Below are 24,419 nucleotides of genomic sequence, written 5' to 3'. Positions count from 1 at the left end.
TATCCTCGATAAACACTCATGCTGTAAATAAGTGCTATTGTTCATTTTAGAATCCTTAAATCAGACGACTTATGACTCCAAGTATTTTTGCTCGCCAGCCGTTATCACTTCGTAAGACTGTTATCGTATTGATAGCAGCCTTAATTTTGATGTGGTTTGATAGCAAAAACTCTGATTGGTTTAAGCCAGTACGTAGCACCAGTCATGCCGCCATGCAGCCAATCTATGAGCTGTCTCTATTACCAAGCTATGCCAAGCATTGGGCTGGTGGCAGCCTGCAGTCAAAAGAAGCACTGCGTCGCGAAAACATGCAGCTAAAATCGCAATTGATACATGCACATGCCAAGCTACAACAGCAAGATTATATCTTGGCGCAGAACGCACGCCTGCAAGGTATCTTATCTACCACCAAGCCCGAGCAGTTTGATCTTAATTTGGCGCAAGTCATCGGTACAGATACCAATTTGCTCAGACAAATTGTCGTGCTTAATAAAGGTGAGCAAGATGGCGTACAAGTTGGGCAAACGGTCATCGATGAAGACGGTGTATTAGGACAGATTATCAATGTCTACCCGAATACTAGCCGTCTGTTGTTGATTACAGATGAGCAGCAATCAGTTGCGGTCACTGTTAAGCGTACCGGTCAGCGCGCCATTGTTACAGGCCAAGGCATTCCATCTTCATTAAGTCTCAATTACGTCTTCAAAACATCAGATGTGCGAGTAGGTGATGAGCTAGTGTCGTCAGGACTGGGCGGTCGTATTCCGGCAGGTTATCGAGTAGGGCGTATCGCGCATGTCAAAGATGAGCAAACCGATAACTTTAGAACGATCGAAGTTACTCCAGCAGCCAATTTTATCGATAATGCTTATGTTTTAATACTTCAAGACAAGCTGCTAAACGAGAATAATGCTGCCGCTAGTGCTCTGTAGATAATGAAGTAAGCCACAGTATTAACATTTTAAAGCTGTTCACTTATGGTATTCACCTTGCCAATATCCAATCAACAATATAACAGCAACCATCAAACACTCGCTAAGGTAAGTACCCATGTCGTATCCTGATTCTGAGAATGCCACGGTACTATTGATAGTTGTGATTGTTCTAAGTTTCATCGCTGCATCATCACTCAATGTCTATCCATTAAGCCCAAGCATGGCCACATTGCGCCCTATGGTCATGATCATGGTGCTGATCTATTGGTTGCTGTTTCAGCCGCGCTATGTCGGCATTTTTACCGCATTTACGGTTGGACTTATTGCTGATTTATTGATGGATACCCATTTAGGGCAGCAAGCGTTCGCCGCTGTTGTGGTTGCACTGGTTATCAAAATTACCAGTATTTATGTCAGACAGTTGAATACCGTTAGCGCTTGGTTAATTGCTAGTCTAGGGCTGATTGTCTTTCAGTTAAATCTATGGATACTACAGATGTTTATTCAAAACGTCTTTGTCGCTCAGTCTGCTTTGTCACTGTTTATGAGTATCATTAGCTGGCCACTCGTGCTGTTTGCTTTACGCAAATTTTCGCGTTAATGAATCGCTAGTTATAGCTGTTACTCTGATTAACAGCTTAGCTTGCTCTGTTCACAAGACCGTATAACCACACACATCATAAATTTACAAATGAAGAGAATTTCGATGGATATCGTTTTGGCATCTGGCTCTCCGCGTCGTCGTGAGCTACTAGAAAGAGCGCGACTAAACTTTACTATCTTGAGCGTGGATATTGATGAGACGCCTTTAGATAATGAGTCGCCGACAGACTATATCGAACGCATGGTCGCAACCAAGGCCGATGCTGCGATACAACAATTAAGCGATACCTCTCAAGCGGATCACGATAATCTCACCTCACCGTTTATGATTTTGACCTCTGACACCATCGGTGTGCTGTCAGATGGTAAGACAGTATTGGTCAAACCTGTCGATCGCGAGCACGCATATAGTATGTGGCAGTCTATGTCTGATCACGTCCACGAAGTATGGACTGCCGTTCAAGCGACTCAAGTACAGCTATTGCCTAAAGTAGAGACAAGTACAGCAGAACCTACACAGTCCTTGCAAATTATCAACCAGCAGCGAATCACTGAGCGTACGGAAGTGACCTTTATACCATTAACGACACAGATGATGAGCGACTACTGGGATAGTGGCGAACCTGCTGATAAAGCGGGTGGGTACGGTATTCAAGGACTGGGTGCTGCTTGGGTCAGTCGTATCAACGGCAGCTATACCAATGTCGTTGGTCTGCCACTGGCGCAAACGCTGGCACTAATCAAAGAAATGACAGAAAACAGTATGGACACAGTCAACCCGTTAGAATGGGATATGCACATAATGACACGGTAGGGTAATGGGCAAGAGCAAGTCGCATTTGTTACACTGTCAATCTAATAGACGATGACCGTCTAATAAGAAAGCTGAGAGATAAGAGAAAAAACTATGTCCGAAGAGCTGCTGATTAATATTAGTCCAATGGAATCCCGTGTTGCGGTTTTAGACAATGGTATTTTGGGCGAGATTTATATTGAACGACATCATAAACTGGGATTGGTCGGCAATATCTATCTGGGGACGGTCGTACGTGTCCTTCCTGGTATGCAGGCAGCATTTGTGGATATTGGTCAATCACGGACCGCATTTCTACATGTCAACGATATGCAGCGTGAACCACGACCCGTTGTAGAAAAAAACAAAGCGGCTAAGGCCACTAAGCACGAGATAAATGAGGACGATGCGACTACCAATGCTGCTGCTGATAGCTTGGCTGTGACACCGCCTATCGTCAGTGCGCAAAGCACAGAGATCGTACCAGCATCTAAAACATTGATTCAGCATCGTCTGCATGAAAGTCAGCGTATTTTGGTACAGGTAACCAAAGACCAGTTGGGGAGCAAAGGTGCTCGTCTAACAACCAACATCTCACTACCATCACGTTATCTAGTATATTTGCCATCGAGTGATCATATTGGCATATCGCAGCGTATCGATGGTGAAGAGGAGCGTAGCCGATTAAAGACCGAACTTAGCAGCCTGATGCAGACGGTCAATCTAAAAGGTGGACTGATTGCCCGTACCGCTGCTGAGCGTGTGCCTGTCGATAAGCTAGAAGAGGACATCTATTATCTATTGCAGCTGTGGCGTACTATCTGTGCTCGTCGCCAAGAGATTAATCATCACCAGAGCTCAGAACTGATCTATCAGGAACTGTCACTACCATTACGTTCTATCCGTGACTTGGTTCACGCGGATACCGAAAAAGTCATCATTGACAATACGCAAATCTATGAGCAAGTCAGATACTTTGCCAAGGAGTTTGTTCCATTCGTCTATGATCGCATCGTGCACTACACAGCTGAGCAGTCGTTGTTTGATGTACACCGTGTCGAAGACGACTTACGTGATGCACTAAAGCGCCGTGTCGATCTCAAGTCTGGCGGTTATCTGATTATCGATCAGACCGAAGCAATGACCACGATTGATGTCAATACAGGATCTTTTGTGGGCGGTCGCTCATTAGAGGATACGGTTTATAAGACTAATCTAGAAGCCACACATGCTATCGCTCGTCAGCTACGACTACGTAATCTAGGCGGTATTATTATTCTAGATTTTATCGATATGCTTGAGCAACAGCATAAAGATGACGTGCTTGAGAGCTTACAGGCGCAGCTTACCCAAGATTATGCAAAAACTAAAATTACGCAGGTTAGTGAGCTTGGCCTAGTAGAGATGACACGTAAGCGCACGCGTGAATCATTGGGTCAACAGCTTTGTGAGCCGTGCTCAACTTGCCAAGGACGAGGGTTTGTCAAAACTGCCGAGACGGTCTGTTTTGAGATATTCCGCGAGATTATGCGCTGCGCTCGCACTTATAATTCTCCTAAGAAATTCACAGTAGTGGCTCATGCAGCAGTCATTGATTTACTACTCACAACAGAGTCAGACACAGTAGCCGATTTAGAGTATTTACTGGGTAGGGTCATTACTTTTGATGTAGAGAATCTATACACTCAAGAGCAGTATGATATTGTTTTAGATTAATATTATTTAAAACAAATAATAATTTTAGATGAAAATATTTGTGTGATTAGTGGTCAGTATAAGAAGGAGTATCTCTAATGATACTAGAGATTGCTCTTGCAATACCTAAAATACTATGTATAATATACACCACTGAATTATATATGCGCAGCTGAATAAAAAAAGCTGGCGCTATGACAGCTAGAGCATCGTTTCTAGCACTATTTCATTATGCCTTTGCTACTTTCCAATTAATAGGAGGGTTGGCGGGGCTTTAAACTATTTTGCTTTTGGCACGCTATAAGTTCGGATAAAGAACTCATTCTGGTTAAGAACAGAAGGCCGCTTTAAGTGAATATTTAACCAAACTGCTTTTGATCATGGTCTTGCGACGCAAGAATGACAAAGGCACATATTAGGAGCTTGCTGGCATGGCTAACCAGAGAATCCGTATCCGTCTTAAGTCTTTTGATCATCGTCTGATTGATCAATCTGCACAAGAGATTGTTGATACTGCAAAGCGCACCGGTGCGCAAGTTTGTGGTCCTGTACCGTTGCCGACTCGCATTGAGCGCTTCAACGTTCTAACCTCACCACACGTTAACAAAGACGCTCGTGATCAGTACGAAATCCGTACTCATAAGCGTATGGTTGATATCGTTCAGCCAACTGACAAAACTGTGGATGCGCTAATGAAATTAGATTTAGCGGCGGGTGTTGACGTTCAAATTGCTTTGGGTTAATGCACATTAAACACCCAACCCATTAATATAAGATATAAAGAGGTCTAAAATGGCGATCGGTTTAGTCGGTAAAAAGTGCGGCATGACCCGTGTCTTCACTGAAACAGGCGCATCTATCCCTGTAACAGTTGTTGAGGTCGATGCAAACCGCATTACTCAAGTAAAAAATACTGATGTAGATGGTTATCAAGCCATCCAAATTACCACAGGTACTCGTCGTGACAGCCGTGTAACAGCTGCACAAAAGGGTCACTTCGCTAAAGCTGGTGTTAAAGCTGGCCGTGGTGTTTGGGAATTCCGTGCCAACGAAAGCGATCTTGAAGGTCGTGAGATTGGTGGCGAGATTCTAGCTGACTTGTTCGAACAAGGTCAGATGGTTGATGTGACAGGACAGAGCAAAGGTAAAGGTTTCCAAGGCCCTGTTAAGCGTCACAACTTTAGTATGCAAGATGCTACTCATGGTAACTCAGTGTCTCATCGTGCGCATGGTTCAACTGGTCAAAACCAGTCACCAGGTAAAGTATTCAAAGGCAAGAAGATGGCGGGTCAGATGGGTAACAAACGTGTTACCGTTCAGGGCCTAGAAGTGATTTCGGTTGATGCCGAAAAAGGGTTACTTGTCATCAAGGGTGCTATCCCAGGTGCCACCGGTGGCGATGTTATCGTACGTCCGTCAGTCAAAGCCTAAGCAAGGGGATTAACGTGGATTTAAAAACAGTTACAGGTGCGGCGGTTGAGCTTTCTGATACGGCATTTGGTCGTGAATTCAACGAAGCACTAGTGCATCAAGTCGTCACCGCTTATTTAGCTGGTGCTCGCCAAGGTACACGCGCACAAAAAACACGTGCCGAAGTTTCTGGCGGTGGTATTAAGCCATGGCGCCAAAAAGGTACTGGTCGCGCTCGTGCGGGTTCTATTCGTAGCCCAATCTGGCGTTCAGGTGGTCGTGCATTCGCTGCAAAACCACAAGATTGGTCACAGAAAGTAAACCGTAAAATGTATCGCGGTGCGATGCAGTGCATCCTAGCAGAATTGATTCGTCAAGAGCGTCTGATTTTGGTAGAAGAGTTGAGCGTTTCTGGGCCGAAAACCAAAGAACTGATTGCTAAGCTAAACGATTTGAATGCACCTCGTGCACTAATCGTTACTAAAGAAGTTGATGAAAACTTATACTTAGCTGCTCGCAACATTCCACATGTCAATGTACTTGGTACAAACGAAGTGGACCCAGTGAGCTTGATCGCATTTGATAAAGTGATCATGTCAGTTGAAGCTGCGAAACAATTTGAGGAAGCACTAGCATGAATAACGCAAGACTTTATCAGGTCTTAAGAGGGCCTGTATTCTCAGAAAAATCTCAAATGCTTGGCGACTCACTTGGTGTGCAGGTATTTAAAATTGATTCTAATGCTACTAAGCTTGAAGTCAAGAAAGCAGTTGAGTTGATGTTTGAAGGTGTTGAAGTTACTAAAGTAAACACTTTGAATGTTAAAGGTAAGACAAAGCGTTTTGGTAAAAGCATCGGCCGTCGTAACGACTACAAAAAAGCCTATGTTACCTTAAAAGCTGGTCAAGATGTACAAATGGCTGATGCTGGTGAAGAAGTAGCGAATACTACTGATTCTACTAGTGAAACAGCGAATAACGAATAAGGATTACACTCATGCCTATCGTAAGAGCAAAGCCAACATCACCAGGCCGTCGTTTTGTTGAAAAAGTAGTGCATCCACACCTGTACAAAGGTCGTCCGTTTGCAGCACTTCTAGAATCAAAAAGCAAGTCAGGTGGTCGTAACAATAATGGCCGCATTACTACTCGTCACATTGGCGGTGGTCATAAGCAACATTATCGCATTATCGATTTCAAACGTACTAAAGACAATATCCCAGCAACGGTAGAGCGTATCGAATACGATCCTAACCGTACTGCTCATATTGCTCTACTTAAGTATGCTGATGGCGAACGTCGTTACATTATCGCTGCTAAGAAACAAGTAGTTGGTGATACAGTAATGTCAGGCGAGACTTCTCCAATTCGTCCAGGTAACTGCTTACCGCTAAAAAACATCCCATTGGGTACTGTGATTCACAATATCGAACTTAAAATCGGTAAAGGTGCACAGATGGCTCGTTCTGCGGGTGCTAGCGTTCAGTTACTAGGTCGTGACGGTGTTTATGCTATTCTACGTATGCGTTCTGGCGAAACTCGCCGTGTACACGTAAATTGCCGCGCTGTTATTGGTGAAGTTTCTAACACTGAAAACAACTTGAAATCACTTGGTAAAGCCGGTGCTTCACGTTGGCGTGGTGTTCGTCCTTCTGTTCGTGGTGTCGCTATGAACCCGGTTGATCACCCACACGGTGGTGGTGAAGGTCGTAACAAAGGTCGCCATCCAACCAGCCCTTGGGGTCAGAAGTCTAAAGGACTTAAAACGCGTCACAATAAGCGTACTGACAACATGATCATCCGCCGTCGCGCCAAGAAGAAATAAAGGAAGAATTTCATGCCTCGTTCATTGAAAAAAGGTCCATTCATAGACGCGCACTTGTTTGCTAAAGTTGAGAATGCATTAGACACCAACTCACGCAAGCCAATTAAGACTTGGTCGCGCCGCTCGATGATTCTGCCACAAATGGTTGGCCTAACTTTATCTGTTCACAACGGCCGTACTCATGTACCGGTTATCGTGAGCGAGCAGATGGTTGGTCATAAACTAGGTGAATTTGCCCCGACTCGTACGTATCGTGGTCACGGCATTGACAAAAAAGCTAAGAGATAAGGTGCTTACCATGGAAGTAACTGCAAAATTACGCGGTGCCGCCATATCGGCACAAAAAGTTAGACTCGTTGCTGATGAAGTTCGTGGCAAATCTATTGAGCGTGCTTTGGATATCCTAACGTATAGCAATAAAAAAGGCGCTGTGTTTGTTAAGAAATGCCTTAACTCAGCCATCGCCAATGCCGAACATAATCACGGCTTAGATATTGACGACCTAAAAGTCGCTACTATCTATGTTGATGAAGGCATTACGCTAAAACGTATCCTACCACGTGCCAAAGGCCGTGCTGATCGTATCAGCAAGCGTACTTGTCACATCACTATAAAGGTAGGAGAATAAGTTATGGGTCAAAAAGTACATCCAATCGGAATTCGTCTTGGTGTTGTAAAAAAGCATAACGCAAACTGGTATGCTAACCCTAAACAATACTCAGAATACCTAATCAACGACATTCAAGTTCGTGAATATCTACGCAAAAAGCTAGACAACGCTATGATCAGCAACATCATGATCGAGCGTCCTACTGGCGCTGCTAAGATTACCATCGCCACTGCGCGTCCTGGTATTGTTATCGGTAAGAAAGGCGAAGATATCGAAAGACTTCAAAAAGAATTGACCAAAATTATGGGCGTACCTGCTCAGGTCAACATTGAAGAAATCACGTCACCTGACCTTGATGCACGTTTGGTAGCAGACGGCATCGGTAGCCAGCTTGAGCGTCGTGTTATGTTCCGTCGTGCGATGAAACGCGCGGTACAGAACAGCATGCGTTCTGGTGCTAAAGGTATCAAGGTTGAGCTGTCTGGCCGTCTAGGCGGTGCTGAGATTGCTCGTAGTGAATGGTACCGTGAAGGTCGTGTGCCATTGCATACACTCCGTGCTGATATTGACTACTCGTCAATTCGTGCAGAGACAACTTACGGCACCATCGGTGTTAAAGTTTGGATTTTCCGTGGCGAAATCCTTGACGGTATGAACAGCGTATATAATCCCGTCAAAGAAGAGCAGACTCGTGCGCCAAAACGCCGTGGTCGTGGAAACCGTCGAAACTCAGACAGAGGTTAAACTATGTTACAGCCAAAACGTACCAAGTTTCGTAAAATGCACAAAGGTCGTAACACTGGGCTAGCTCATCGTGGAAGCACCGTTGCATTCGGACAAATTGGTCTAAAATCATTGACGCGTGGTCGTATGACAGCTCGTCAAATCGAAGCAGCACGTCGTACCATCACTCGTAAAATTAAGCGTGGCGGTAAGATTTGGATTCGTGTATTCCCTGACAAACCGATTACCAACAAACCATTAGAAGTACGTATGGGTAAAGGTAAAGGTCCAGTAGAATATTGGGTATGCGAAATCAAACCTGGTAAAGTGCTATATGAAATTGAAGGGGTACCAGAAGAGCTTGCACGTGAAGCTTTCACGCTTGCTGCAGCAAAACTGCCCTTTAAAACTACCATTGTTAAGCGGACGATAATGTAATGAAGATCAGTGAATTACGTGATAAATCATTAGAAGAACTGACCCAGTTACTTGATGAAAAGCAACTTGATGCTTTCCGTATTCGTATGGCTAAAGCAACTGGTCAGTTGGGTAATACCCATGAAGTACGTGACAATCGTCGCACGATTGCTCAGCTTCAGACTTTGATTAACGAGAAACAACGAGGCGACTCATGAGCGATAACAATCAAACAACTACCAATGCTAGCGTATTGACAGGTCGAGTTGTTAGCGACAAGATGGATAAGTCCATCACAGTTTTGATTGAGCGTCTGGTTCGTCATCCTTTGTATGGCAAGCAGCTTCGTCGTTCTACAAAAATCAAAGCACATGATGAGAATAATGTTTGCCAACAAGGCGATCTTGTCCGTATCAAAGAAACGCGTCCAATCTCAAAAACCAAGTCTTGGACTTTGGTTGATGTGGTTGAAAAAGTAGAAAAAATCTAAGTAAATTGCATTAAAAGCCAGAAGCTGTTAAAATAGCCGCCTTTTTAAGGATGCTGATTGCGCCGAGCGTATATCACTCACATTAAGAGTAAGTCGCGGTTATTTATATTAAAATGCCGTCTACTCATACTGTGCTAGCGGCAGCAACTGGTTTTTATTGCTCATACGTGTGGAGTAACGCTATGATTCAGGTTGAGTCAATGCTGGAAGTTGCAGACAATAGCGGTGCAAGAAGAGTTCAGTGCATTAAAGTACTGGGTGGTTCTCATCGTCGTTATGCATCAGTTGGCGACATTATTAAAGTAACGGTTAAAGAAGCCATTCCGCGTGGTCGTGTTAAAAAAGGCGACGTGATGAATGCAGTAGTTGTACGTACCAAAAAAGGCGTTCGTCGCCCTGATGGTTCTGTGTTACGTTTTGATGACAATGCTGCGGTATTGTTGAACCAAAACAAAGCGCCGATTGCAACTCGTATTTTTGGACCGGTAACTCGTGAACTACGTGGTGATCAGTTTATGAAAATTGTATCACTAGCACCAGAAGTATTGTGAGGTAATCCATGTCAAAATTACGTAAAGGCGATACAGTTATCGTGATTGCTGGGAAAGACAAAGGCAAGCAAGGTACTGTACAAGCTGTAAAAAACGATCGTATTAAAGTTGAAGGCATTAACATTGTTACCAAACATCAGAAGCCAAATCAGGCAACTGGCGTTGAAGGTGGCATTCTTAAGCAAGAAGCTTTTCTGCATATCTCAAATGTCGCAATCTTAAATGCGCAAACCCAAAAAGCAGACCGTATTACTTATCAGTTTGGCGAAGACGGCAAGAAACAACGCGTCTATCGTTCAAGCGGTGAAGTAGTGGCGACTGCGTAAGACACTAAGGGTGTAATGGTAATGGCAAGATTAAAATCTTTATATAACGATGAACTAAAGCAGCAAATCAAAGAAGAGCTTGGTTTGGCAAATGTGATGCAAGTGCCTAAAATCACTAAAATCACACTTAACATGGGTGTAGGCGGCGCGTCTCAAGACAAGAAATTGTTGGAAGGTGCTGTAGCTGATATGACCGCGATTGCTGGTCAAAAACCTGTTGTCACCAAAGCGCGTAAATCAGTTGCTGGCTTTAAGATTCGTGAAGAATGGCCAATTGGCTGTAAAGTAACGCTACGCGGTGAGCAAATGTACGAATTTTTAGATCGTCTCGTTGCCATTGCAATTCCTCGTATTCGTGATTTCCGCGGTTTTTCACCTAAAGCCTTTGACGGACGTGGTAACTACTCATTGGGTATCAAAGAACAAATCGTATTCCCAGAAGTAGATTTTGACAAGATTGATCGTATCCGTGGTATGGATGTGACAATCACCACGTCAGCTCAATCTGATGAAGAAGGTCGTGCGTTGCTTAAAGCATTCGGCTTCCCATTTAAATAAGGTAAAGACGTTATGGCAAAGAAGAGCATGATTAACCGCGAATTAAAGCGCGAAAAAATGGTTGCTAAATATGCTGAAAAGCGTATCAAGCTAAAAGAAACTATCAGTGATATGACTGCAAGTGACGAAACTCGTATGGAAGCGATGTTAGAGCTACAAGCTCTTCCACGCAACTCATCACCAGTACGTCTGCGTAATCGTTGTGCTATCACCGGTCGTCCTCACGGTTACTTCCGCAAGTTTGGCTTGTCACGCAATATGCTGCGTGAGCGTGTCATGCAAGGCGATGTGCCTGGTGTTCGTAAAGCAAGCTGGTAAGGAGTAACTATATGAGTATGCAAGATACCGTTGGGGATATGCTAACCCGTATCCGTAACGCACAAATGGCTAACAAAGTATCGGTAGCAATGCCGAGCTCTAAATTACGTAAATCAATTGCTGATTTACTAGTTAGCGAAGGTTATGTGGCTAGCGCTGTTGTTGCTGAAGAAGAAAACAACAAAGCAACCCTTACTATTGAATTGAAATATTTCGAAGGCCGTGCTGTCATCGAAACTATCCAACGTTATAGCCGTCCTGGTTTACGCCAGTTCCGCGGTAAAGACGCTATCCCTACTGTTAAGCAAGGTATGGGTGTTGCTATCGTATCTACTAGCCAAGGTATCATGAGCGATCGTGCTGCACGCGCTGCTGGTATCGGTGGTGAAATCGTTGCATTTGTAGCGTAAGCTATACGACGATGAAGTCTATTTGATAGTTGTTAGGCTTCTATTGATTGAGTAATATTAAATTATTTCGAATTGATAGATGTCTAACACAGTCAACTATGCTAAACTAACACGCTTTTTAGCCTGTTAGTTTTTTCGCTAATATAAAGAAGTTAAATTTTTTAAGGAATATTCCTATGTCTCGTGTGGCTAAAGCCCCAGTGACGCTGCCAAACGGCGTAAGCGTTACTTTGAACGATCGGCAGGTCGAAGTTAAAGGCAAGAACGGTTCTCTGTCTTTACGCCTGCATGAATTGGTCGAGCTGAAACAGGAAGATGATGCTATCATTTTCTCACCTACAGTCGATTCAAAAGAAGCTATGATGCACACTGGCACTATGCGCGCTCTTGTTAACAACTATGTTACTGGCGTAAACGAAGGCTTTGAAAGACGTCTTCAGTTAATTGGTGTTGGTTATCGCGCGCAAGTTACTGGTAACAAGGTAACCTTGAACGTTGGTTATTCTCATCCAGTAGAGTACACGTTACCTGAAGGTGTGTCAGCTGAAACGCCAACGCAAACTGAAATTGTTTTGAAATCAAACAATAAACAGCAGCTTGGTCAAGCAGCCGCCAACATCCGTGGTTTCCGCCCACCTGAACCTTACAAAGGTAAAGGTATTCGTTATAGTGACGAGCATGTGATTCGCAAAGAAGCTAAGAAAAAATAAGGTGAGTTGAAATGTTTGATAAAAAAGCAGCTCGTCTGCGTCGAGCTAAGAAAACACGCGCGCATATCCGTTTCTTAGGCGTTCATCGCTTAACGGTTAACCGCACGTCAAAACATATTTATGCCCAGATTATCTCTCCAAATGGTGGTGAAGTGATTGCTCAGGCATCTACCTTAGACAGCAGCTTGCGTTCAGGCGCGACTGGTAATGCTGATTCAGCAACGTCTGTAGGCCAAATGATCGCAGAACGCGCAAAAGCAGCTGGCATTACTAAAGTTGCCTTTGACCGTAGTGGTTTCAAATATCATGGTCGAGTTAAAGCTTTAGCAGAAGCTGCTCGCGAAAACGGATTGGAGTTTTAATCATGGCTAGAAATGATAAAAATGATAAAAATGAACAGACTGACGGTCTAGTAGAACGCTTAGTTACCGTTGATCGCGTAGCGAAAGTTGTTAAAGGTGGTCGTATTTTCTCTTTCACTGCATTGACTGTAGTGGGCGATGGCAATGGTCGTGTAGGTTTTGGTCGTGGTAAAGCACGTGAAGTGCCAGCTGCTATCCAAAAAGCACTAGAAGCTGCCAAACGTAATATGATTACTGTTGAGCTAAATGATGCAACTTTGCATCATCCAATCAAAGCACGTCATGGTGCTAGTAAAGTCTATATGCAACCTGCATCTGAAGGTACTGGCGTAATCGCTGGTGGCGCAATGCGTGCTGTATTAGAAGTTGCTGGTGTCAAAGATGTTTTGACTAAATGTTATGGTTCTACCAATACTGCTAACGTTGTTCGCGCAACGTTTAACGGTTTACGTGATATGTCAACTCCAGAGAAGATGGCAGCTAAACGTGGTAAATCTGTAGACGAAATCTTGGGTTAACTTAGACTAGGTGAGTTACGATGAAAAAAATGAAAGTCACTCAATTTAAATCGGGTGCCCATCGCCTAAAGAGCCACAAAGCGAGCTTGAAAGGATTGGGTTTACGCCGTATTAATCATACTGTAGTAGTAGAAGATACTCCTTCGACTCGTGGTATGGTCAATCGCGTTAACTACATGGTAAAAGTGGAGGAAGCGTAATGGGTCTTAGATTAAATGAATTATCACCAGGTGTTGGCGCAAAGAAAACTGCCCAACGTCGTGGTCGTGGTATCGGTTCAGGTCTTGGTAAGACTGGTGGTCGTGGTGTAAAAGGTCAGAAATCTCGTTCAGGTTCTAGCATTCGCTCAGGATTTGAAGGTGGTCAGATGCCTCTATATCGTCGTCTACCAAAATTTGGTTTTACCAGTAAACTGGCTATGAAGACTGCTGAAGTACGTCTTTCTGAACTGAATAAAATTGAAGGCGATGTAGTTAGCCTTGAAACACTTAAAGCTGCTAACCTTATCCGTCACGATATGAAACGTGCTCGTGTAATGCTATCAGGCGAAGTCACTAAAGCTTATACTTTCAAAGGTATTAAAGTGACTAAAGGTGCTAAGCAAGCTATCGAAGCTGCTGGTGGTAGCATCGAGGAGTAGTAACGTGTCAAAACAATCAATGTCATCGGCTGGTATACCGCTTAATCCATTCGCATTTATACGTAAGTATGATGAGCTATGGACGCGTTTATTATTTTTAATCGGCGCATTGATTGTTTATCGTTTAGGGTCACATATTCCAGTTCCGGGTATCAACCCAGTTAACTTGGCTGATCTGTTTTCGCGCAACGAAAACACCATTTTGAGCATGTTTAATATGTTCTCAGGTGGTGCGCTAGAGCGTATGTCCATTATGGCACTTGGTATTATGCCATATATCTCAGCATCGATTATCGTACAGATGATGTCTGCAGTATTGCCATCGCTTGAAGCCCTCAAAAAAGAAGGTGAAGCGGGACGACGCAAGCTAAACAAGTACACCCGTCAGGGAACGCTTGCTTTAGCACTAGTACAGTCATTAGGAATGTGTGCCGGCTTAATCAGCCAAAACCTTACTTTATCTACTGGTCTTACCTTTTATATTCCAGCTGTTACTTCTTTAGTAGCAGGCGCAATGTTCTTAATGTGGCTTGGTGAGCAGATTACAGAACGTGGCGTAGGTAATGGTATTTCAATGCTCATTTTTGCGAGTATTGTGGCTGGTACGCCAGGTATGATTTCGCAGTCTATTGAACAGGTCAATCAAGGTCAGATGAACTTGATTGTGCTATTTATTTTTGTACTGCTAGGTATCGCGGTTACTGCGGGTATCGTTTATATTGAACGTGCTCAACGCCGTGTTCCTGTGAACTATGCTCAAAAACAGCAACAAGGTCGCAAAATTTATGCTCAGCAGCAATCACATTTGCCGCTTAAGCTAAATATGGCAGGGGTTATCCCAGCTATTTTTGCCAGTTCTTTGTTATTGTTTCCTGCAAGTTTAGGGCAGTGGGTTGGTCAATCGACTGATCCTACCTTTGTACAGAAAATACTTCAGAATATGGCATTGGTACTGTCTCCAGGACAGCCGCTATATTTAGTACTGTTCGGCGCAATGATTATCTTCTTCTGTTATTTTTATACGGCATTGGTATTTAGTCCGCGTGAAGTAGCAGAGAACCTTAAACGTAGTGGTGCGTATATCCCAGGTATTCGCCCAGGACAACAAACTCAGCGTTACCTCGATCATGTATTAAACCGACTGACCTTTATTGGCGCGATGTATATGACGGTTATTTGTTTAATGCCAATGGTCGTCCAGTCATCGTTTGGTGTGCCGTTTCAACTCGGTGGTACGTCTTTACTGATTATGGTGGTTGTGGTAATGGACTTCATCTCGCAGATTCAAGCGCATTTGATGACCCATCAATATCATGATCAGACGTTAATTCAATCGCCCACTCAACCTTAAATGAGCGGTACGATATTTCAAGGAGCATGCTATGAAAGTTCAAGCATCAGTTAAAAAGATTTGTGGTAGCTGTAAAGTTGTGCGCCGTAAAGGCCGTGTACATATTATTTGTACAGCAGAACCTCGCCACAAGCAACGTCAAGGTTAATCTTTAGTATTAGAAAACGTTTAGTTTTCACTGCTAATTAAATTAATACTTGAAAAATAACGGCGGATGCGATATCATCCGCCACTTGCCGTGTTTATACAAAATCTTTTATAATAGAATCGATGAGCAGACTTATAGTCAAAACATCGATAATGACTATAAAAGCTCTAGTATTAACAGCAACAAATCTGAAGAGTAAAGCCTTATCGCTAGATAACGCTTATTTTTCTTTAATGGAGAGAAATCAATGGCTCGTATTGCCGGCGTAAACATTCCGGATAATAAGCATGCTGTTATTTCACTAACTTACATCTTTGGTGTAGGTCGTACCACTGCTCAGAAAATCTTAGAAGCAGTTGGCATCGCCCTTACTACTAAAGTCAGTCAGTTAGATGATACACAGTTAGATGCTATCCGTGCACAAGTTGCAAATTACATGACTGAAGGTGACCTTCGTCGTGAAGTTTCAATGAACATCAAGCGTTTAGTTGATCTTGGTTGTTACCGTGGCATCCGTCATCGTCGTAACCTACCAGTTAGAGGTCAGAACACCAAGAACAACGCTCGTACTCGTAAGGGTCCGACACGCCCTCTCAAAAGATAATTAACTTAGGAAGCTAAAAGATGGCAAAAGACACTCGCAGTCGCAAAAAGGTGGCTCGTCGTTCAGTATCGGAGGGCATTGCCCATATCCATGCGTCTTTTAATAACACCATTGTTACGATTACCGATCGTCAAGGTAATGCATTGGCTTGGGCCACTTCAGGTGGACAAGGCTTCCGTGGTTCACGTAAATCTACACCATTCGCAGCTCAGGTTGCAGCTGAAGTCGCTGGTAAAGCGGCCCAAGAATATGGTGTTAAGAATATCGATGTTTTGGTCAAAGGACCAGGACCGGGTCGTGAGTCTGCGGTAAGAGCACTAGGTGCATTGGGTTATAAAGTTAACAGCATCTCTGATGTAACCCCAATCCCACACAATGGTTGCCGTGCGCCGAAAAAGCGCCGCGTCTAATATTAAAGACGAAGCTTTTTATACTAAAAGCTTATAGGAGACATAACAATGGCCCGCTATATTGGACCAAAACTGAAATTATCACGTCGTGAAGGTACGGATTTAGGCCTTAAGTCTGGCGTTAAACCTTATGACGTAAAAACGAAGAAAGCTGGTCGTCCACCAGGTCAGCATGGCGTAAGCCGTAACAAGACCTCAGAATATGCTCTACAGTTGCGTGAAAAGCAAAAAGTTAAGCGTATTTATGGTGTACTAGAGCGTCAATTCGCGAACTACTATAAAGAAGCTGCTCGTAAGCGTGGCGCTACTGGTGAAAACCTACTAGCAATGCTTGAGAGCCGTCTAGATAACGTTGTATATCGCATGGGCTTTGGCTCAACTCGCGCAGAAGCACGTCAGCTAGTCAGTCATCGTACTGTTATGGTAAAAAAAGCTGGCCGTGATGAGTTTGTTCGTGTGAACATTCCTTCAATTCAGCTTCAAGATGGTGATGTCATCGCTATCCAAGAGAAATCTCGCGAACAACTACGTATTAAAAACGCTATCGAATTAGCGACACAACGTGGTATTCCAGAATGGCTTGATGTTGACCACAGCAAACTACAAGGCACGTTTAAACATGCGCCTGATCGTATTGATCTACCTGCTGAAATCAACGAAAGCTTGATCGTTGAGCTATACTCTAAGTAATGACGTAATGCTCAATGTTATGAAAATGGCATTGAGCAATTAACGTTAATTAAACCAGTTTAATAAATCGAGGTGACATCATGATGCTAAATGCAACTGAGTTTCTAACGCCGAATGCCATTAATGTGGATACGGTTAACGAAACGATTGCGAAAGTCACGCTCGAACCGTTAGAACGCGGCTTTGGGCATACCCTAGGTAATGCTCTGCGTCGCATCTTGTTATCTTCATTACCTGGTGCTGCAGTCATTGAAGCTGAGATTGATGGTGTTGACCATGAATACTCAACGCTTGAAGGCCTGCAAGAAGACGTACTTGATTTGCTTTTGAACTTAAAAGGCTTAGCAATTACGCTTCATGACCAAAATGAAGTATTTTTGACCTTGGATAAACAAGGTCCAGGCACTATTACTGCTGCAGACATCGCGTTGCCGCACAATGTTGACATCATCAATCCAGAATTGGTCTTGGGTACATTGAGCGATCGTGGTCATCTTAAGATGCGTTTGCGTGTAGTGATGGGTCGTGGATATGAGCCAGCAAACCAGCGCCGTGAAGATGGTGATACTAAAGCAATTGGACGTTTAAAGCTTGATGCAAGTTTTAGTCCTGTGCTTCGTGTTGCTTATCAGGTTGAGAACGCTCGTGTAGAGCAGCGTACTGATCTTGATCGTCTTATCATTGAGCTTGAAACTAATGGCACTATAGATCCAGAAGAAGCAATTCGTAAAGCAGCCACTATTTTACAACAACAGATTTCTATCTTTGTTGACCTAGAAGCTGAAGAAGCGCCTGAGCCTGTGAAAGAGAAAGAAGAGGTTGATCCGGTGCTATTACGCCCTGTGGACGATCTTGAACTAACGGTTCGCTCAGCCAACTGCTTGAAAGCTGAAAACATTTACTATATCGGTGATTTGGTACAGCGTTCAGAGACTGAACTTCTAAAAACCCCAAATCTTGGTAAGAAATCATTGACAGAAATCAAGGACGTATTAGCGTCTAAAGATTTAGAGCTCGGTATGCGCCTAGATAACTGGCCACCAGCTGATTTACGTGTTGATGATCGCTTTTCTTATCGTAGCCGTTAAACTTTAAGGATTTTTGACTATGCGCCATCGTAAGAGTGGAGTCAAGCTGGGTCGTACCGGCAGTCATCGTAAGGCAATGTTTCAGAACATGACTAACTCATTATTTGAGCATGAACTGATCAAAACAACTTTACCAAAAGCTAAAGAACTACGTCGCGTTGCCGAGCCATTGATCACTATGGCTAAAGAAGACAGCGTTGCTAACCGTCGTTTAGCATTCAGCCGTATGCGTAGCAAAGCTATGGTAGGCAAATTATTTGGCACGTTAGGTCCTCGTTACCAGACGCGTCCAGGTGGTTATTTGCGTATCGTAAAATGCGGTTACCGTGATGGTGACAATGCGCCAATGGCTTATGTAGAATTGGTTGATCGCGACTAGTTTTGCACCTAAGACATATTCCATAAAAAAGCTCCAATGCAATTGGAGCTTTTTTTTGTCTTAAATTTGAATAAATATACTATTAGTTGTTTAAAGCAATAACTAGCTATTTAGAGTAATAACGAATCGACATCAGCCGCACCTTGCCTGATAACTTCAGGAATGCTGCTAGTCATATCTACGATAGTAGTAAGCTTGGTCGTCTTTATACCTGCATTGATTAGTCCATCGATTTGATTGCCTAGTAAATCTTCAATCTCAAATGGGTCATCCAAAATATCGTCTCGATTGGGCAAAATTAGCGAGCTGGTTAAGATAGGTTCATCCATTGCTTCTAATAATGCTTGAGCAATAGGGTTGCTAGGCACACGAATACCAATGGTTTTTTTCTTTGCATGCGCCAATTTTTTCGGTACGTCTTTGGTGGCATTAAGAATAAAAGTAATTGGGGCAGGAGTGTGGGCTTTTAACTGTTTAAATTGCACATTATCAACTGTTGCATAGTTGGCAATTTCGCTTAGGTCGCGGCATAGCAAGGTAAATTGATGCTTATCATTGAGTTCACGAATTTGCTTAAGCTTAGCTAGGGCATCCTTTGCACCCAAACGGCAACCAAAAGCGTAACTGGTATCAGTTGGGTAAATGATTAACTGATCTCTGCGCAATAGGTCAGCGGCTTGCTCAATGAGACGTGGCTGCGGATTATCGGGATGAATATAGAAGACTTCCATAGTGGTTCCTTATTTTATAATTATTGGTTTTTAATTGAGACAAATTTTTCATTAATTAGATTTAGTTCAATTACTAGATATATTAGAAAAACTATTTTAGAACTAAAGCAGATCGATATCTTCAAAGTACTACTTCAGTTATCAGTATAGCTCAAAGTAGATATAAGTTTAGTGGCAAGGCGTTACCAACCGTAGAAAATCGTTAATAAGTAGGAACGCTTAGTAATTTAAACTAAGCGTTGATTTCAGATGAAGAGGTGCAAGCGCTAAGTAAAGCAGTCAGCAAAGTCTTAGCGTCACGCGGCAGAGTATGGGGTTTGGTTATATAGCTTTGGACTTGCTGATAGACATCACTAGCAAAGGTGCTACTACTAGTGTCGAAGTCGGCAAACAAATTATCTTGTGAGACTTGGAAATTTCGCCCACACGCTAAGGTGAATAAACACTCTAATGCTTGAGGTTTGATTTCTACACGCTCAAATGCCTGCTGCTGCGCCGCTGATCGTCCATCTGGGGCATACCAGTAGCCAAAGTCAGATAGTTGTCTACGAGCGTTACCAGCCACGCACCAATGACTGATTTCATGTAAAGCACTGGCGAAAAATCCATGAGCGAATTCAATTCTGGCAGACTTATCATTTTGAGCTGGAAAATACTCGGGTTCTCCATCACTACGAGCCAATATAACTTGCTGATTAGCGAACAAAGTATTAAATAGCTGTATGAGCCAGTCGGTAGCTAATCGTTCGCTATCAATTATCAATTCTGCTGTGTGAGTATTGTCAAATTGAGTAATAGACAACTCTTGCCACTGACTTCTTAATTCTTTTAAATCCTCATCTTTATCGAGGCATAGTCTATTATTAGGAACATTTTTAGTTTGACTCCCTAGTTGAATAAGTTGTTGTAGCAACGAACTTGCTTCAGTAGGAGAAAGTAAATCAGAAAAATTAATTTTATTATCGGATAGATTCATAGAGAAGACATTGACTTAATAAATACTAAAGACAAAAAACTTTAGGTAAAAGGTAAGTAGTAAAAGAGCTTAAACAAATTTACTATCAAAAAATCTTAACATACTAGCGCTAGCAGAATATGGCACTTTCCGTTAGTATGGCAGGCAATATTATACACCGTTTTTATGAATGAGGCCGCGCATGTCAAGCACTCCAGAAACTGAACCGTCAGCACCTCACGCTGACAATAAAAAAGCGCCTGTATCTACTGGCATGCCTGAGCACATCTCTTTAGATAAGTGGGCAGACACTGGTTATGAATGGTCAGGAGAGGTCAAACCAAGCTCATTTGATCGTCTGGCTACTACTCTGAGCACTGAACATGAGCAGTCAGATATACAGCTCAACGCTAACTTATATCGTCGCAATAATGTTTTGCATTTAGCATTTACTTTAACGGGTGATGTTTGGCTAACTTGTCAGCGCTGTTTACAACCAATCGCTATAGACTTATCTGATGATTATGACATTGCGCTACTCGAAAACGATAGCCAAGTTCGCCTAGTTAAAGATGAACAAGATTATTTATTACTGGATGAAATTGTCACCGAGCAATCTCCAGAGCGTTTGTTACCATTTAAGAAATTGGTAGAAGACGAGATCTTGCTCAAAACGCCAATGGCGCCAAAGCATGATGATTGCGAGATGTCTGTTGAGCAGTTTGGTGAAATACCAGAAGAAGAGGAAGGTGAAAATCCTTTCGCTGCTTTAGCCTCGCTAAAGGGCAAGCTATAAGCGCCAAAATTATCTACTCGATGCATTTAAAAAGCCTTTTATCAGCTTTGTACAGAAGAGTGCGAGGCAGGGCTTTATTAATTTAATAAACATGCGTATAATGTCCGGTTTATTGCATTCGAGCAACCTGTTGCTTGCTGATAGAAACTGACTGGGTAAATTTTTTATAAAATTCAGCCTTGGTCAGTGCTTTATGTGAGTGGCAATCTATTTAACTAATGATGCTTAAGACTTAGGTTGTTGTGATTATATAGCCTCTGTCAGTATCGACTTAAGCTGAATTTCAAGCTTATCCCTTTTAAGTATAGGAGCTATATCATGGCTGTTCAAAAAAGTCGTAAAAGCCGTTCTCGTCGTGACATGCGCCGTTCACATCACCGTATGGAAATTGCTGAACTAAGCGTAGATGCTACTACTGGTGAAAAACATCGTCGTCATCACATGACTAAAGATGGTTTCTACCGTGGTCGTCAATTGTTCAAAGTCAGCCAAGACGCCTAAGACATTGGCTCTATGATAGCTTAGGCGAAGATGATAATAGTACTGGCGACTATTATTGTTTTTGCCTAGTTATTATTAGTCAATAAGCTTTGAGCTAAAAAAGCCAAGTTATTTCGCTATCATATATTATGTGGCTGGATAACTTGGCTTTTTGTTATTTATGACTAGACTTATTGCTTAATTCGCTTGTTATTTTTAGTAGTTTTAAAAATGTGCTGATATAATCTGCTCGTTTAATTTGGGCAGCGTTACTCCTGCTGTTTGGTTTGCATCCGCTATGATAATAGTGTCTGTCAGTGTATAGTTTACTGACAATCCGTTTTCTTGCATAAATACTTGAAGTAGCGGCTTTGTATAACATCTAATAATATAATACACCCCATTGTTTTTAGGGATATTTCTAATCAGATAAGGAATATTGGTTATGGCTTCTGTACCCGATATGGTAAAAAAGCAACCCGCTCGTATCGCGGTCATTTTTCCTGGACAAGGATCTCAAGCAGTCGCGATGACGAGTGAGCTTGCCGAAATCTATCCAGAGATACGCGATACATTTACCGAAGCGAGTGATGCGCTTGGTGAGGATTTGTGGGCAATCTGTCAGGACGAAGAAAAACTCAATCAAACCCAATATACTCAACCTGCGCTTTTGACAGCAAGTATTGCTATTTGGCGTGTTCTACAACAAAAAATAGAAGAGACGCCTTGTTATTTAGCTGGTCACTCTCTGGGCGAGTACAGTGCCTTGTGTGCTGCCAATGTGATATCGCTGGGTGATGCAGTCACTTTAGTGCATAAGCGCGGTCAGTTGATGCAAGAGGCCGTTGTAGGTGTCGATACTGCTATGGCTGCAGTACTAGGACTAGAAGATAACCGAGTCGAAAACTTGTGTGAGCAAGCAACCGAACACGTCGAAGATGCGGTAGTCGGTGCGGCCAATTTCAATAGTCCAGGACAAGTGGTTATCTCGGGTAACGCTGCTGGTGTTAATGCTGTTATTGATAAAGTTAAAAACACGGGCAAAAAATCTGTCCCTCTAAAAGTGAGTGTGCCATCTCATTGCGCCCTTATGGAGCCTGCCAGTAATGCATTGGCTGAGATACTATCAGGTATCAAGTTTGATCAGGCAACCATTCCTGTTATACAAAATCGCTATGCGCGCGTTGAAACCAGTGCGGTCGGTATCAAGCAAGCATTGACCGAACAGCTGAGCGAGCCAGTACTGTGGTCAAAAACCATGCAAGAGCTAGCTGATAAGCAAATTAATATCTTAATTGAATGCGGCAGTGGTAATGTACTGAGCAATTTGGCGAAGCGTCAGGCGCAGCCAATCGCCAGCTATCCTACTGACAAGCCTGCCCGTCTAGAAAAATTATTGGAGGTGTTATCATGAGCCGTACGATTACATTAGTAACTGGTGCTAGCCGAGGTATTGGCAAAGCAGTGGCCAAACGTTTTGCTAAAGAAGGACATTTTGTCATTGGAACTGCGACCACCGAGAAGGGTGCTGAGCTTATCGATGACTACCTTCATGACACTGGTGGTATTGGTCGTGTTTTAGACGTACGTGATACTGCTCAAATTGACAAGTTGTTTGAAGAGATCGAAAGCGTCTATGGCGCGGTGCAAGTATTGGTTAACAATGCCGGTATTACCCAAGATGGCCTACTGATGCGCATGAAAGATGAAGATTGGGAAAATGTTATCGATACCAATTTGACCTCTGTATATCGCATGAGCAAACGCGCCGTACGCGGTATGATGAAAGCACGCCGCGGCCGTATTATCAACATCACCTCTGTCGTTGCTCAAATGGGCAATGCAGGCCAATCTAACTATGCTGCGACCAAAGCTGGTGTAGAAGGGTTTAGCCGTACGCTTGCACGTGAGATTGGTTCACGCCAAGTGACCATTAACTGTGTGGCACCAGGTTTGATCGAAACGGATATGACAGATGAGCTTGATGAGCGCCTATTGAACTCTATGTTAGATGCTGTACCTATCAGTCGTCTTGGTCAGCCAGAAGACATTGCTGCAGCGGTACATTTCTTGGCTAGCGACGAGGCCAGCTATATCACAGGCGCCGTTATTCCTGTTAATGGCGGCATGTATATGTAGTCAATATACGAGCGTTACATAGTTATAATAAAAAACTGTGTGAACGAGTGTAAACTATAATAAAGGGTGCTATAATGACGGATACTTTTGAGTCAAAGCCCTGTATGATAACAGGGCTTTATTAGACATCAGACAGACTGTATAACATGTCATAGAGTACTCAGACAGCATTGCTGGTCTGGCAAACGCATTTTATATACCATGCTATAGCGTTAAATAAGGCGATATAGCAGTTTATTAAAAATAATAGATGATAACGGAGTGATCTACATGAGTAATGATATCGAGCTAAGAGTAAAAGCAGCAGTAGCTGAGCAACTAGGTATGAATGTTGAAGACATCAACAACGATGCTTCATTCATGGAAGACCTAGGTGCAGATTCTTTAGACCTAGTTGAATTGGTTATGTCATTTGAAAGTGATTTTGGTATCACTATTCCTGATGAAGATTCTGCAGAATTGACTACTGTGCAAAAAGCAATCGATTACGTACAAGCCCAACTATAATCTGCTACTTATTTAGTAGATTTATAATGCCGCTTATCTGATTAGATAGGCGGTTTTTTTATGGGCGCGTGATTATTATTTCTAAACGCAGCAATCGAATTTAACATTGACTACGTCAATTCAACATTATTCAACATACTATTACTATCTACATCGACTCCTTTTATCTATACTCATAATAGTAAGTCGTAGAAAAAGATGCCAGTTAGACATTGAAAATATTGTTTGATTGCGTGTTTTATTAAAAG

Annotated in this window: 39 protein-coding genes; 37 read left to right on the top strand and 2 right to left on the bottom strand. The window is 42.8% G+C overall.

The window, feature by feature from the left end:
• Positions 1–71: 71 nt before the first annotated feature.
• The 32 genes from mreC to rplQ all read left to right on the top strand — a co-directional run bounded on the left by mreC (position 72) and on the right by rplQ (position 18,563).
• On the top strand, positions 72–932 hold the full coding sequence (mreC, locus tag DXK30_RS10815) for a rod shape-determining protein MreC (protein WP_114701690.1): 861 nt from the start codon (positions 72–74) through the stop codon (positions 930–932).
• Positions 933–1,050: 118 nt separating this feature from the next.
• The gene (mreD, locus tag DXK30_RS10810) at positions 1,051–1,536 is read left to right on the top strand and encodes a rod shape-determining protein MreD (protein ID WP_057758689.1); all 486 of its coding nucleotides are present in this window, start codon (positions 1,051–1,053) and stop codon (positions 1,534–1,536) included.
• Between the two features lie 105 nt (positions 1,537–1,641).
• Positions 1,642–2,352, top strand: coding sequence for a Maf family protein (locus tag DXK30_RS10805; RefSeq protein ID WP_201637769.1), 711 nt, complete (start codon positions 1,642–1,644; stop codon positions 2,350–2,352).
• A gap of 93 nt (positions 2,353–2,445) precedes the next feature.
• Entirely contained in the window at positions 2,446–4,047 is a 1,602-nt protein-coding gene (locus DXK30_RS10800; protein ID WP_101204869.1) for an Rne/Rng family ribonuclease, read from the top strand.
• A gap of 410 nt (positions 4,048–4,457) precedes the next feature.
• Positions 4,458–4,769: a 30S ribosomal protein S10 gene (rpsJ, locus tag DXK30_RS10795; RefSeq protein WP_010196670.1), complete on the top strand. Its 312-nt coding sequence runs from the start codon at positions 4,458–4,460 to the stop codon at positions 4,767–4,769.
• 49 nt (positions 4,770–4,818) lie between these two features.
• The gene (gene rplC, locus DXK30_RS10790) at positions 4,819–5,457 is read left to right on the top strand and encodes a 50S ribosomal protein L3 (protein ID WP_057758696.1); all 639 of its coding nucleotides are present in this window, start codon (positions 4,819–4,821) and stop codon (positions 5,455–5,457) included.
• A gap of 14 nt (positions 5,458–5,471) precedes the next feature.
• Complete coding sequence (rplD, locus tag DXK30_RS10785; RefSeq protein ID WP_057758698.1) at positions 5,472–6,074, top strand: 50S ribosomal protein L4; 603 nt, start codon at positions 5,472–5,474, stop codon at positions 6,072–6,074.
• A complete protein-coding gene (rplW, locus tag DXK30_RS10780; RefSeq protein WP_057758700.1) occupies positions 6,071–6,421 on the top strand; it encodes a 50S ribosomal protein L23 in 351 nt (116 codons plus the stop codon). The genes rplD and rplW overlap by 4 nt, the downstream gene beginning before the upstream one ends.
• Positions 6,422–6,432: 11 nt before the next feature.
• Positions 6,433–7,260, top strand: a complete 828-nt coding sequence (rplB, locus tag DXK30_RS10775) for a 50S ribosomal protein L2 (RefSeq protein WP_057758702.1) — start codon at positions 6,433–6,435, stop codon at positions 7,258–7,260.
• Between the two features lie 12 nt (positions 7,261–7,272).
• Positions 7,273–7,548 (top strand): 30S ribosomal protein S19, encoded by a 276-nt coding sequence (gene rpsS / locus DXK30_RS10770; protein WP_010196682.1) that lies wholly within the window; start codon positions 7,273–7,275, stop codon positions 7,546–7,548.
• A 10-nt stretch (positions 7,549–7,558) separates the two neighbouring features.
• The gene (rplV, locus tag DXK30_RS10765) at positions 7,559–7,888 is read left to right on the top strand and encodes a 50S ribosomal protein L22 (protein WP_021813373.1); all 330 of its coding nucleotides are present in this window, start codon (positions 7,559–7,561) and stop codon (positions 7,886–7,888) included.
• 3 nt (positions 7,889–7,891) lie between these two features.
• Positions 7,892–8,614: a 30S ribosomal protein S3 gene (gene rpsC, locus DXK30_RS10760; protein ID WP_057758704.1), complete on the top strand. Its 723-nt coding sequence runs from the start codon at positions 7,892–7,894 to the stop codon at positions 8,612–8,614.
• Between the two features lie 3 nt (positions 8,615–8,617).
• Positions 8,618–9,031, top strand: a complete 414-nt coding sequence (gene rplP / locus DXK30_RS10755) for a 50S ribosomal protein L16 (RefSeq protein WP_010196693.1) — start codon at positions 8,618–8,620, stop codon at positions 9,029–9,031.
• Complete coding sequence (gene rpmC / locus DXK30_RS10750; RefSeq protein WP_102094164.1) at positions 9,031–9,228, top strand: 50S ribosomal protein L29; 198 nt, start codon at positions 9,031–9,033, stop codon at positions 9,226–9,228. Before rplP ends, rpmC begins: the two co-directional genes overlap by 1 nt.
• A complete protein-coding gene (rpsQ, locus tag DXK30_RS10745) occupies positions 9,225–9,500 on the top strand; it encodes a 30S ribosomal protein S17 (protein WP_102094163.1) in 276 nt (91 codons plus the stop codon). Before rpmC ends, rpsQ begins: the two co-directional genes overlap by 4 nt.
• Before the next feature lie 182 nt (positions 9,501–9,682).
• Positions 9,683–10,051, top strand: coding sequence for a 50S ribosomal protein L14 (gene rplN, locus DXK30_RS10740; protein WP_010196702.1), 369 nt, complete (start codon positions 9,683–9,685; stop codon positions 10,049–10,051).
• A gap of 8 nt (positions 10,052–10,059) precedes the next feature.
• A complete protein-coding gene (gene rplX, locus DXK30_RS10735; RefSeq protein WP_101204866.1) occupies positions 10,060–10,377 on the top strand; it encodes a 50S ribosomal protein L24 in 318 nt (105 codons plus the stop codon).
• A 21-nt stretch (positions 10,378–10,398) separates the two neighbouring features.
• Positions 10,399–10,935 carry a 50S ribosomal protein L5 gene (rplE, locus tag DXK30_RS10730; RefSeq protein ID WP_101204865.1) on the top strand — a complete coding sequence of 179 codons (537 nt, stop codon included), beginning with the start codon at positions 10,399–10,401 and terminating at the stop codon, positions 10,933–10,935.
• Between the two features lie 12 nt (positions 10,936–10,947).
• Positions 10,948–11,253, top strand: a complete 306-nt coding sequence (rpsN, locus tag DXK30_RS10725) for a 30S ribosomal protein S14 (protein WP_010196705.1) — start codon at positions 10,948–10,950, stop codon at positions 11,251–11,253.
• A gap of 11 nt (positions 11,254–11,264) precedes the next feature.
• A complete protein-coding gene (rpsH, locus tag DXK30_RS10720) occupies positions 11,265–11,663 on the top strand; it encodes a 30S ribosomal protein S8 (protein WP_101204864.1) in 399 nt (132 codons plus the stop codon).
• Positions 11,664–11,839: 176 nt separating this feature from the next.
• Positions 11,840–12,373 (top strand): 50S ribosomal protein L6, encoded by a 534-nt coding sequence (rplF, locus tag DXK30_RS10715; protein ID WP_114701688.1) that lies wholly within the window; start codon positions 11,840–11,842, stop codon positions 12,371–12,373.
• An 11-nt stretch (positions 12,374–12,384) separates the two neighbouring features.
• The gene (gene rplR, locus DXK30_RS10710; protein WP_057758713.1) at positions 12,385–12,735 is read left to right on the top strand and encodes a 50S ribosomal protein L18; all 351 of its coding nucleotides are present in this window, start codon (positions 12,385–12,387) and stop codon (positions 12,733–12,735) included.
• 2 nt (positions 12,736–12,737) lie between these two features.
• Entirely contained in the window at positions 12,738–13,253 is a 516-nt protein-coding gene (gene rpsE / locus DXK30_RS10705) for a 30S ribosomal protein S5 (RefSeq protein ID WP_057758716.1), read from the top strand.
• 20 nt (positions 13,254–13,273) lie between these two features.
• Positions 13,274–13,453: a 50S ribosomal protein L30 gene (gene rpmD / locus DXK30_RS10700; RefSeq protein ID WP_057758718.1), complete on the top strand. Its 180-nt coding sequence runs from the start codon at positions 13,274–13,276 to the stop codon at positions 13,451–13,453.
• Positions 13,453–13,893: a 50S ribosomal protein L15 gene (rplO, locus tag DXK30_RS10695; RefSeq protein WP_057758719.1), complete on the top strand. Its 441-nt coding sequence runs from the start codon at positions 13,453–13,455 to the stop codon at positions 13,891–13,893. Before rpmD ends, rplO begins: the two co-directional genes overlap by 1 nt.
• A gap of 19 nt (positions 13,894–13,912) precedes the next feature.
• Entirely contained in the window at positions 13,913–15,244 is a 1,332-nt protein-coding gene (gene secY, locus DXK30_RS10690) for a preprotein translocase subunit SecY (RefSeq protein ID WP_166739245.1), read from the top strand.
• A 31-nt stretch (positions 15,245–15,275) separates the two neighbouring features.
• Positions 15,276–15,392, top strand: coding sequence for a 50S ribosomal protein L36 (gene rpmJ, locus DXK30_RS10685; protein WP_010196721.1), 117 nt, complete (start codon positions 15,276–15,278; stop codon positions 15,390–15,392).
• Between the two features lie 247 nt (positions 15,393–15,639).
• Entirely contained in the window at positions 15,640–15,996 is a 357-nt protein-coding gene (gene rpsM / locus DXK30_RS10680; RefSeq protein ID WP_114701687.1) for a 30S ribosomal protein S13, read from the top strand.
• A gap of 20 nt (positions 15,997–16,016) precedes the next feature.
• Positions 16,017–16,406 carry a 30S ribosomal protein S11 gene (gene rpsK / locus DXK30_RS10675; protein WP_010196728.1) on the top strand — a complete coding sequence of 130 codons (390 nt, stop codon included), beginning with the start codon at positions 16,017–16,019 and terminating at the stop codon, positions 16,404–16,406.
• Between the two features lie 48 nt (positions 16,407–16,454).
• Positions 16,455–17,096 (top strand): 30S ribosomal protein S4, encoded by a 642-nt coding sequence (rpsD, locus tag DXK30_RS10670; RefSeq protein ID WP_057758723.1) that lies wholly within the window; start codon positions 16,455–16,457, stop codon positions 17,094–17,096.
• An 80-nt stretch (positions 17,097–17,176) separates the two neighbouring features.
• A complete protein-coding gene (locus DXK30_RS10665; protein WP_021813386.1) occupies positions 17,177–18,184 on the top strand; it encodes a DNA-directed RNA polymerase subunit alpha in 1,008 nt (335 codons plus the stop codon).
• Positions 18,185–18,203: 19 nt separating this feature from the next.
• Entirely contained in the window at positions 18,204–18,563 is a 360-nt protein-coding gene (gene rplQ / locus DXK30_RS10660) for a 50S ribosomal protein L17 (protein ID WP_021813387.1), read from the top strand.
• A gap of 110 nt (positions 18,564–18,673) precedes the next feature.
• Here rplQ and DXK30_RS10655 read toward each other — a convergent pair whose 3' ends face one another.
• Positions 18,674–19,294 (bottom strand): L-threonylcarbamoyladenylate synthase, encoded by a 621-nt coding sequence (locus DXK30_RS10655; RefSeq protein ID WP_114701686.1) that lies wholly within the window; start codon positions 19,292–19,294, stop codon positions 18,674–18,676.
• A gap of 232 nt (positions 19,295–19,526) precedes the next feature.
• A complete protein-coding gene (locus DXK30_RS10650; protein WP_114701685.1) occupies positions 19,527–20,270 on the bottom strand; it encodes an elongation factor P hydroxylase in 744 nt (247 codons plus the stop codon).
• A gap of 181 nt (positions 20,271–20,451) precedes the next feature.
• Here DXK30_RS10650 and DXK30_RS10645 point away from each other — a divergent pair, with 181 nt between their 5' ends.
• From DXK30_RS10645 to acpP, 5 genes are all read left to right on the top strand, one after another.
• Entirely contained in the window at positions 20,452–21,045 is a 594-nt protein-coding gene (locus tag DXK30_RS10645; RefSeq protein ID WP_114701684.1) for a YceD family protein, read from the top strand.
• Positions 21,046–21,363: 318 nt separating this feature from the next.
• Positions 21,364–21,546, top strand: coding sequence for a 50S ribosomal protein L32 (gene rpmF, locus DXK30_RS10640; RefSeq protein ID WP_057758809.1), 183 nt, complete (start codon positions 21,364–21,366; stop codon positions 21,544–21,546).
• A 424-nt stretch (positions 21,547–21,970) separates the two neighbouring features.
• Complete coding sequence (gene fabD / locus DXK30_RS10635; RefSeq protein ID WP_114701683.1) at positions 21,971–22,939, top strand: ACP S-malonyltransferase; 969 nt, start codon at positions 21,971–21,973, stop codon at positions 22,937–22,939.
• On the top strand, positions 22,936–23,664 hold the full coding sequence (gene fabG, locus DXK30_RS10630; RefSeq protein ID WP_057758813.1) for a 3-oxoacyl-ACP reductase FabG: 729 nt from the start codon (positions 22,936–22,938) through the stop codon (positions 23,662–23,664). Before fabD ends, fabG begins: the two co-directional genes overlap by 4 nt.
• A gap of 270 nt (positions 23,665–23,934) precedes the next feature.
• Positions 23,935–24,171, top strand: coding sequence for an acyl carrier protein (gene acpP, locus DXK30_RS10625; RefSeq protein WP_057758815.1), 237 nt, complete (start codon positions 23,935–23,937; stop codon positions 24,169–24,171).
• Positions 24,172–24,419 lie beyond the last annotated feature (248 nt).

The sequence above is a fragment of the Psychrobacter proteolyticus genome, assembly GCF_003350005.1.
GTDB lineage: Bacteria > Pseudomonadota > Gammaproteobacteria > Pseudomonadales > Moraxellaceae > Psychrobacter > Psychrobacter proteolyticus.
This window is presented reverse-complemented; position numbering and strand designations above follow the sequence as displayed.

Excerpts from the sequence above, each read along its gene's own strand:
- mreC (WP_114701690.1), top strand. The coding sequence starts at position 72 with ATGACTCCAAGTATTTTTGCTCGCCAGCCGTTATCACTTCGTAAGACT.
- mreD (WP_057758689.1), top strand. The coding sequence starts at position 1,051 with ATGTCGTATCCTGATTCTGAGAATGCCACGGTACTATTGATAGTTGTG.
- DXK30_RS10805 (WP_201637769.1), top strand. The coding sequence starts at position 1,642 with ATGGATATCGTTTTGGCATCTGGCTCTCCGCGTCGTCGTGAGCTACTA.
- DXK30_RS10800 (WP_101204869.1), top strand. The coding sequence starts at position 2,446 with ATGTCCGAAGAGCTGCTGATTAATATTAGTCCAATGGAATCCCGTGTT.
- rpsJ (WP_010196670.1), top strand. The coding sequence starts at position 4,458 with ATGGCTAACCAGAGAATCCGTATCCGTCTTAAGTCTTTTGATCATCGT.
- rplC (WP_057758696.1), top strand. The coding sequence starts at position 4,819 with ATGGCGATCGGTTTAGTCGGTAAAAAGTGCGGCATGACCCGTGTCTTC.
- rplW (WP_057758700.1), top strand. The coding sequence starts at position 6,071 with ATGAATAACGCAAGACTTTATCAGGTCTTAAGAGGGCCTGTATTCTCA.
- rplB (WP_057758702.1), top strand. The coding sequence starts at position 6,433 with ATGCCTATCGTAAGAGCAAAGCCAACATCACCAGGCCGTCGTTTTGTT.
- rpsS (WP_010196682.1), top strand. The coding sequence starts at position 7,273 with ATGCCTCGTTCATTGAAAAAAGGTCCATTCATAGACGCGCACTTGTTT.
- rplV (WP_021813373.1), top strand. The coding sequence starts at position 7,559 with ATGGAAGTAACTGCAAAATTACGCGGTGCCGCCATATCGGCACAAAAA.
- rpsC (WP_057758704.1), top strand. The coding sequence starts at position 7,892 with ATGGGTCAAAAAGTACATCCAATCGGAATTCGTCTTGGTGTTGTAAAA.
- rplP (WP_010196693.1), top strand. The coding sequence starts at position 8,618 with ATGTTACAGCCAAAACGTACCAAGTTTCGTAAAATGCACAAAGGTCGT.
- rpmC (WP_102094164.1), top strand. The coding sequence starts at position 9,031 with ATGAAGATCAGTGAATTACGTGATAAATCATTAGAAGAACTGACCCAG.
- rpsQ (WP_102094163.1), top strand. The coding sequence starts at position 9,225 with ATGAGCGATAACAATCAAACAACTACCAATGCTAGCGTATTGACAGGT.
- rplN (WP_010196702.1), top strand. The coding sequence starts at position 9,683 with ATGATTCAGGTTGAGTCAATGCTGGAAGTTGCAGACAATAGCGGTGCA.
- rplX (WP_101204866.1), top strand. The coding sequence starts at position 10,060 with ATGTCAAAATTACGTAAAGGCGATACAGTTATCGTGATTGCTGGGAAA.
- rplE (WP_101204865.1), top strand. The coding sequence starts at position 10,399 with ATGGCAAGATTAAAATCTTTATATAACGATGAACTAAAGCAGCAAATC.
- rpsN (WP_010196705.1), top strand. The coding sequence starts at position 10,948 with ATGGCAAAGAAGAGCATGATTAACCGCGAATTAAAGCGCGAAAAAATG.
- rpsH (WP_101204864.1), top strand. The coding sequence starts at position 11,265 with ATGAGTATGCAAGATACCGTTGGGGATATGCTAACCCGTATCCGTAAC.
- rplF (WP_114701688.1), top strand. The coding sequence starts at position 11,840 with ATGTCTCGTGTGGCTAAAGCCCCAGTGACGCTGCCAAACGGCGTAAGC.
- rplR (WP_057758713.1), top strand. The coding sequence starts at position 12,385 with ATGTTTGATAAAAAAGCAGCTCGTCTGCGTCGAGCTAAGAAAACACGC.
- rpsE (WP_057758716.1), top strand. The coding sequence starts at position 12,738 with ATGGCTAGAAATGATAAAAATGATAAAAATGAACAGACTGACGGTCTA.
- rpmD (WP_057758718.1), top strand. The coding sequence starts at position 13,274 with ATGAAAAAAATGAAAGTCACTCAATTTAAATCGGGTGCCCATCGCCTA.
- rplO (WP_057758719.1), top strand. The coding sequence starts at position 13,453 with ATGGGTCTTAGATTAAATGAATTATCACCAGGTGTTGGCGCAAAGAAA.
- secY (WP_166739245.1), top strand. The coding sequence starts at position 13,913 with ATGTCATCGGCTGGTATACCGCTTAATCCATTCGCATTTATACGTAAG.
- rpmJ (WP_010196721.1), top strand. The coding sequence starts at position 15,276 with ATGAAAGTTCAAGCATCAGTTAAAAAGATTTGTGGTAGCTGTAAAGTT.
- rpsM (WP_114701687.1), top strand. The coding sequence starts at position 15,640 with ATGGCTCGTATTGCCGGCGTAAACATTCCGGATAATAAGCATGCTGTT.
- rpsK (WP_010196728.1), top strand. The coding sequence starts at position 16,017 with ATGGCAAAAGACACTCGCAGTCGCAAAAAGGTGGCTCGTCGTTCAGTA.
- rpsD (WP_057758723.1), top strand. The coding sequence starts at position 16,455 with ATGGCCCGCTATATTGGACCAAAACTGAAATTATCACGTCGTGAAGGT.
- DXK30_RS10665 (WP_021813386.1), top strand. The coding sequence starts at position 17,177 with ATGATGCTAAATGCAACTGAGTTTCTAACGCCGAATGCCATTAATGTG.
- rplQ (WP_021813387.1), top strand. The coding sequence starts at position 18,204 with ATGCGCCATCGTAAGAGTGGAGTCAAGCTGGGTCGTACCGGCAGTCAT.
- DXK30_RS10655 (WP_114701686.1), bottom strand. The coding sequence starts at position 19,294 with ATGGAAGTCTTCTATATTCATCCCGATAATCCGCAGCCACGTCTCATT.
- DXK30_RS10650 (WP_114701685.1), bottom strand. The coding sequence starts at position 20,270 with ATGAATCTATCCGATAATAAAATTAATTTTTCTGATTTACTTTCTCCT.
- DXK30_RS10645 (WP_114701684.1), top strand. The coding sequence starts at position 20,452 with ATGTCAAGCACTCCAGAAACTGAACCGTCAGCACCTCACGCTGACAAT.
- rpmF (WP_057758809.1), top strand. The coding sequence starts at position 21,364 with ATGGCTGTTCAAAAAAGTCGTAAAAGCCGTTCTCGTCGTGACATGCGC.
- fabD (WP_114701683.1), top strand. The coding sequence starts at position 21,971 with ATGGCTTCTGTACCCGATATGGTAAAAAAGCAACCCGCTCGTATCGCG.
- fabG (WP_057758813.1), top strand. The coding sequence starts at position 22,936 with ATGAGCCGTACGATTACATTAGTAACTGGTGCTAGCCGAGGTATTGGC.
- acpP (WP_057758815.1), top strand. The coding sequence starts at position 23,935 with ATGAGTAATGATATCGAGCTAAGAGTAAAAGCAGCAGTAGCTGAGCAA.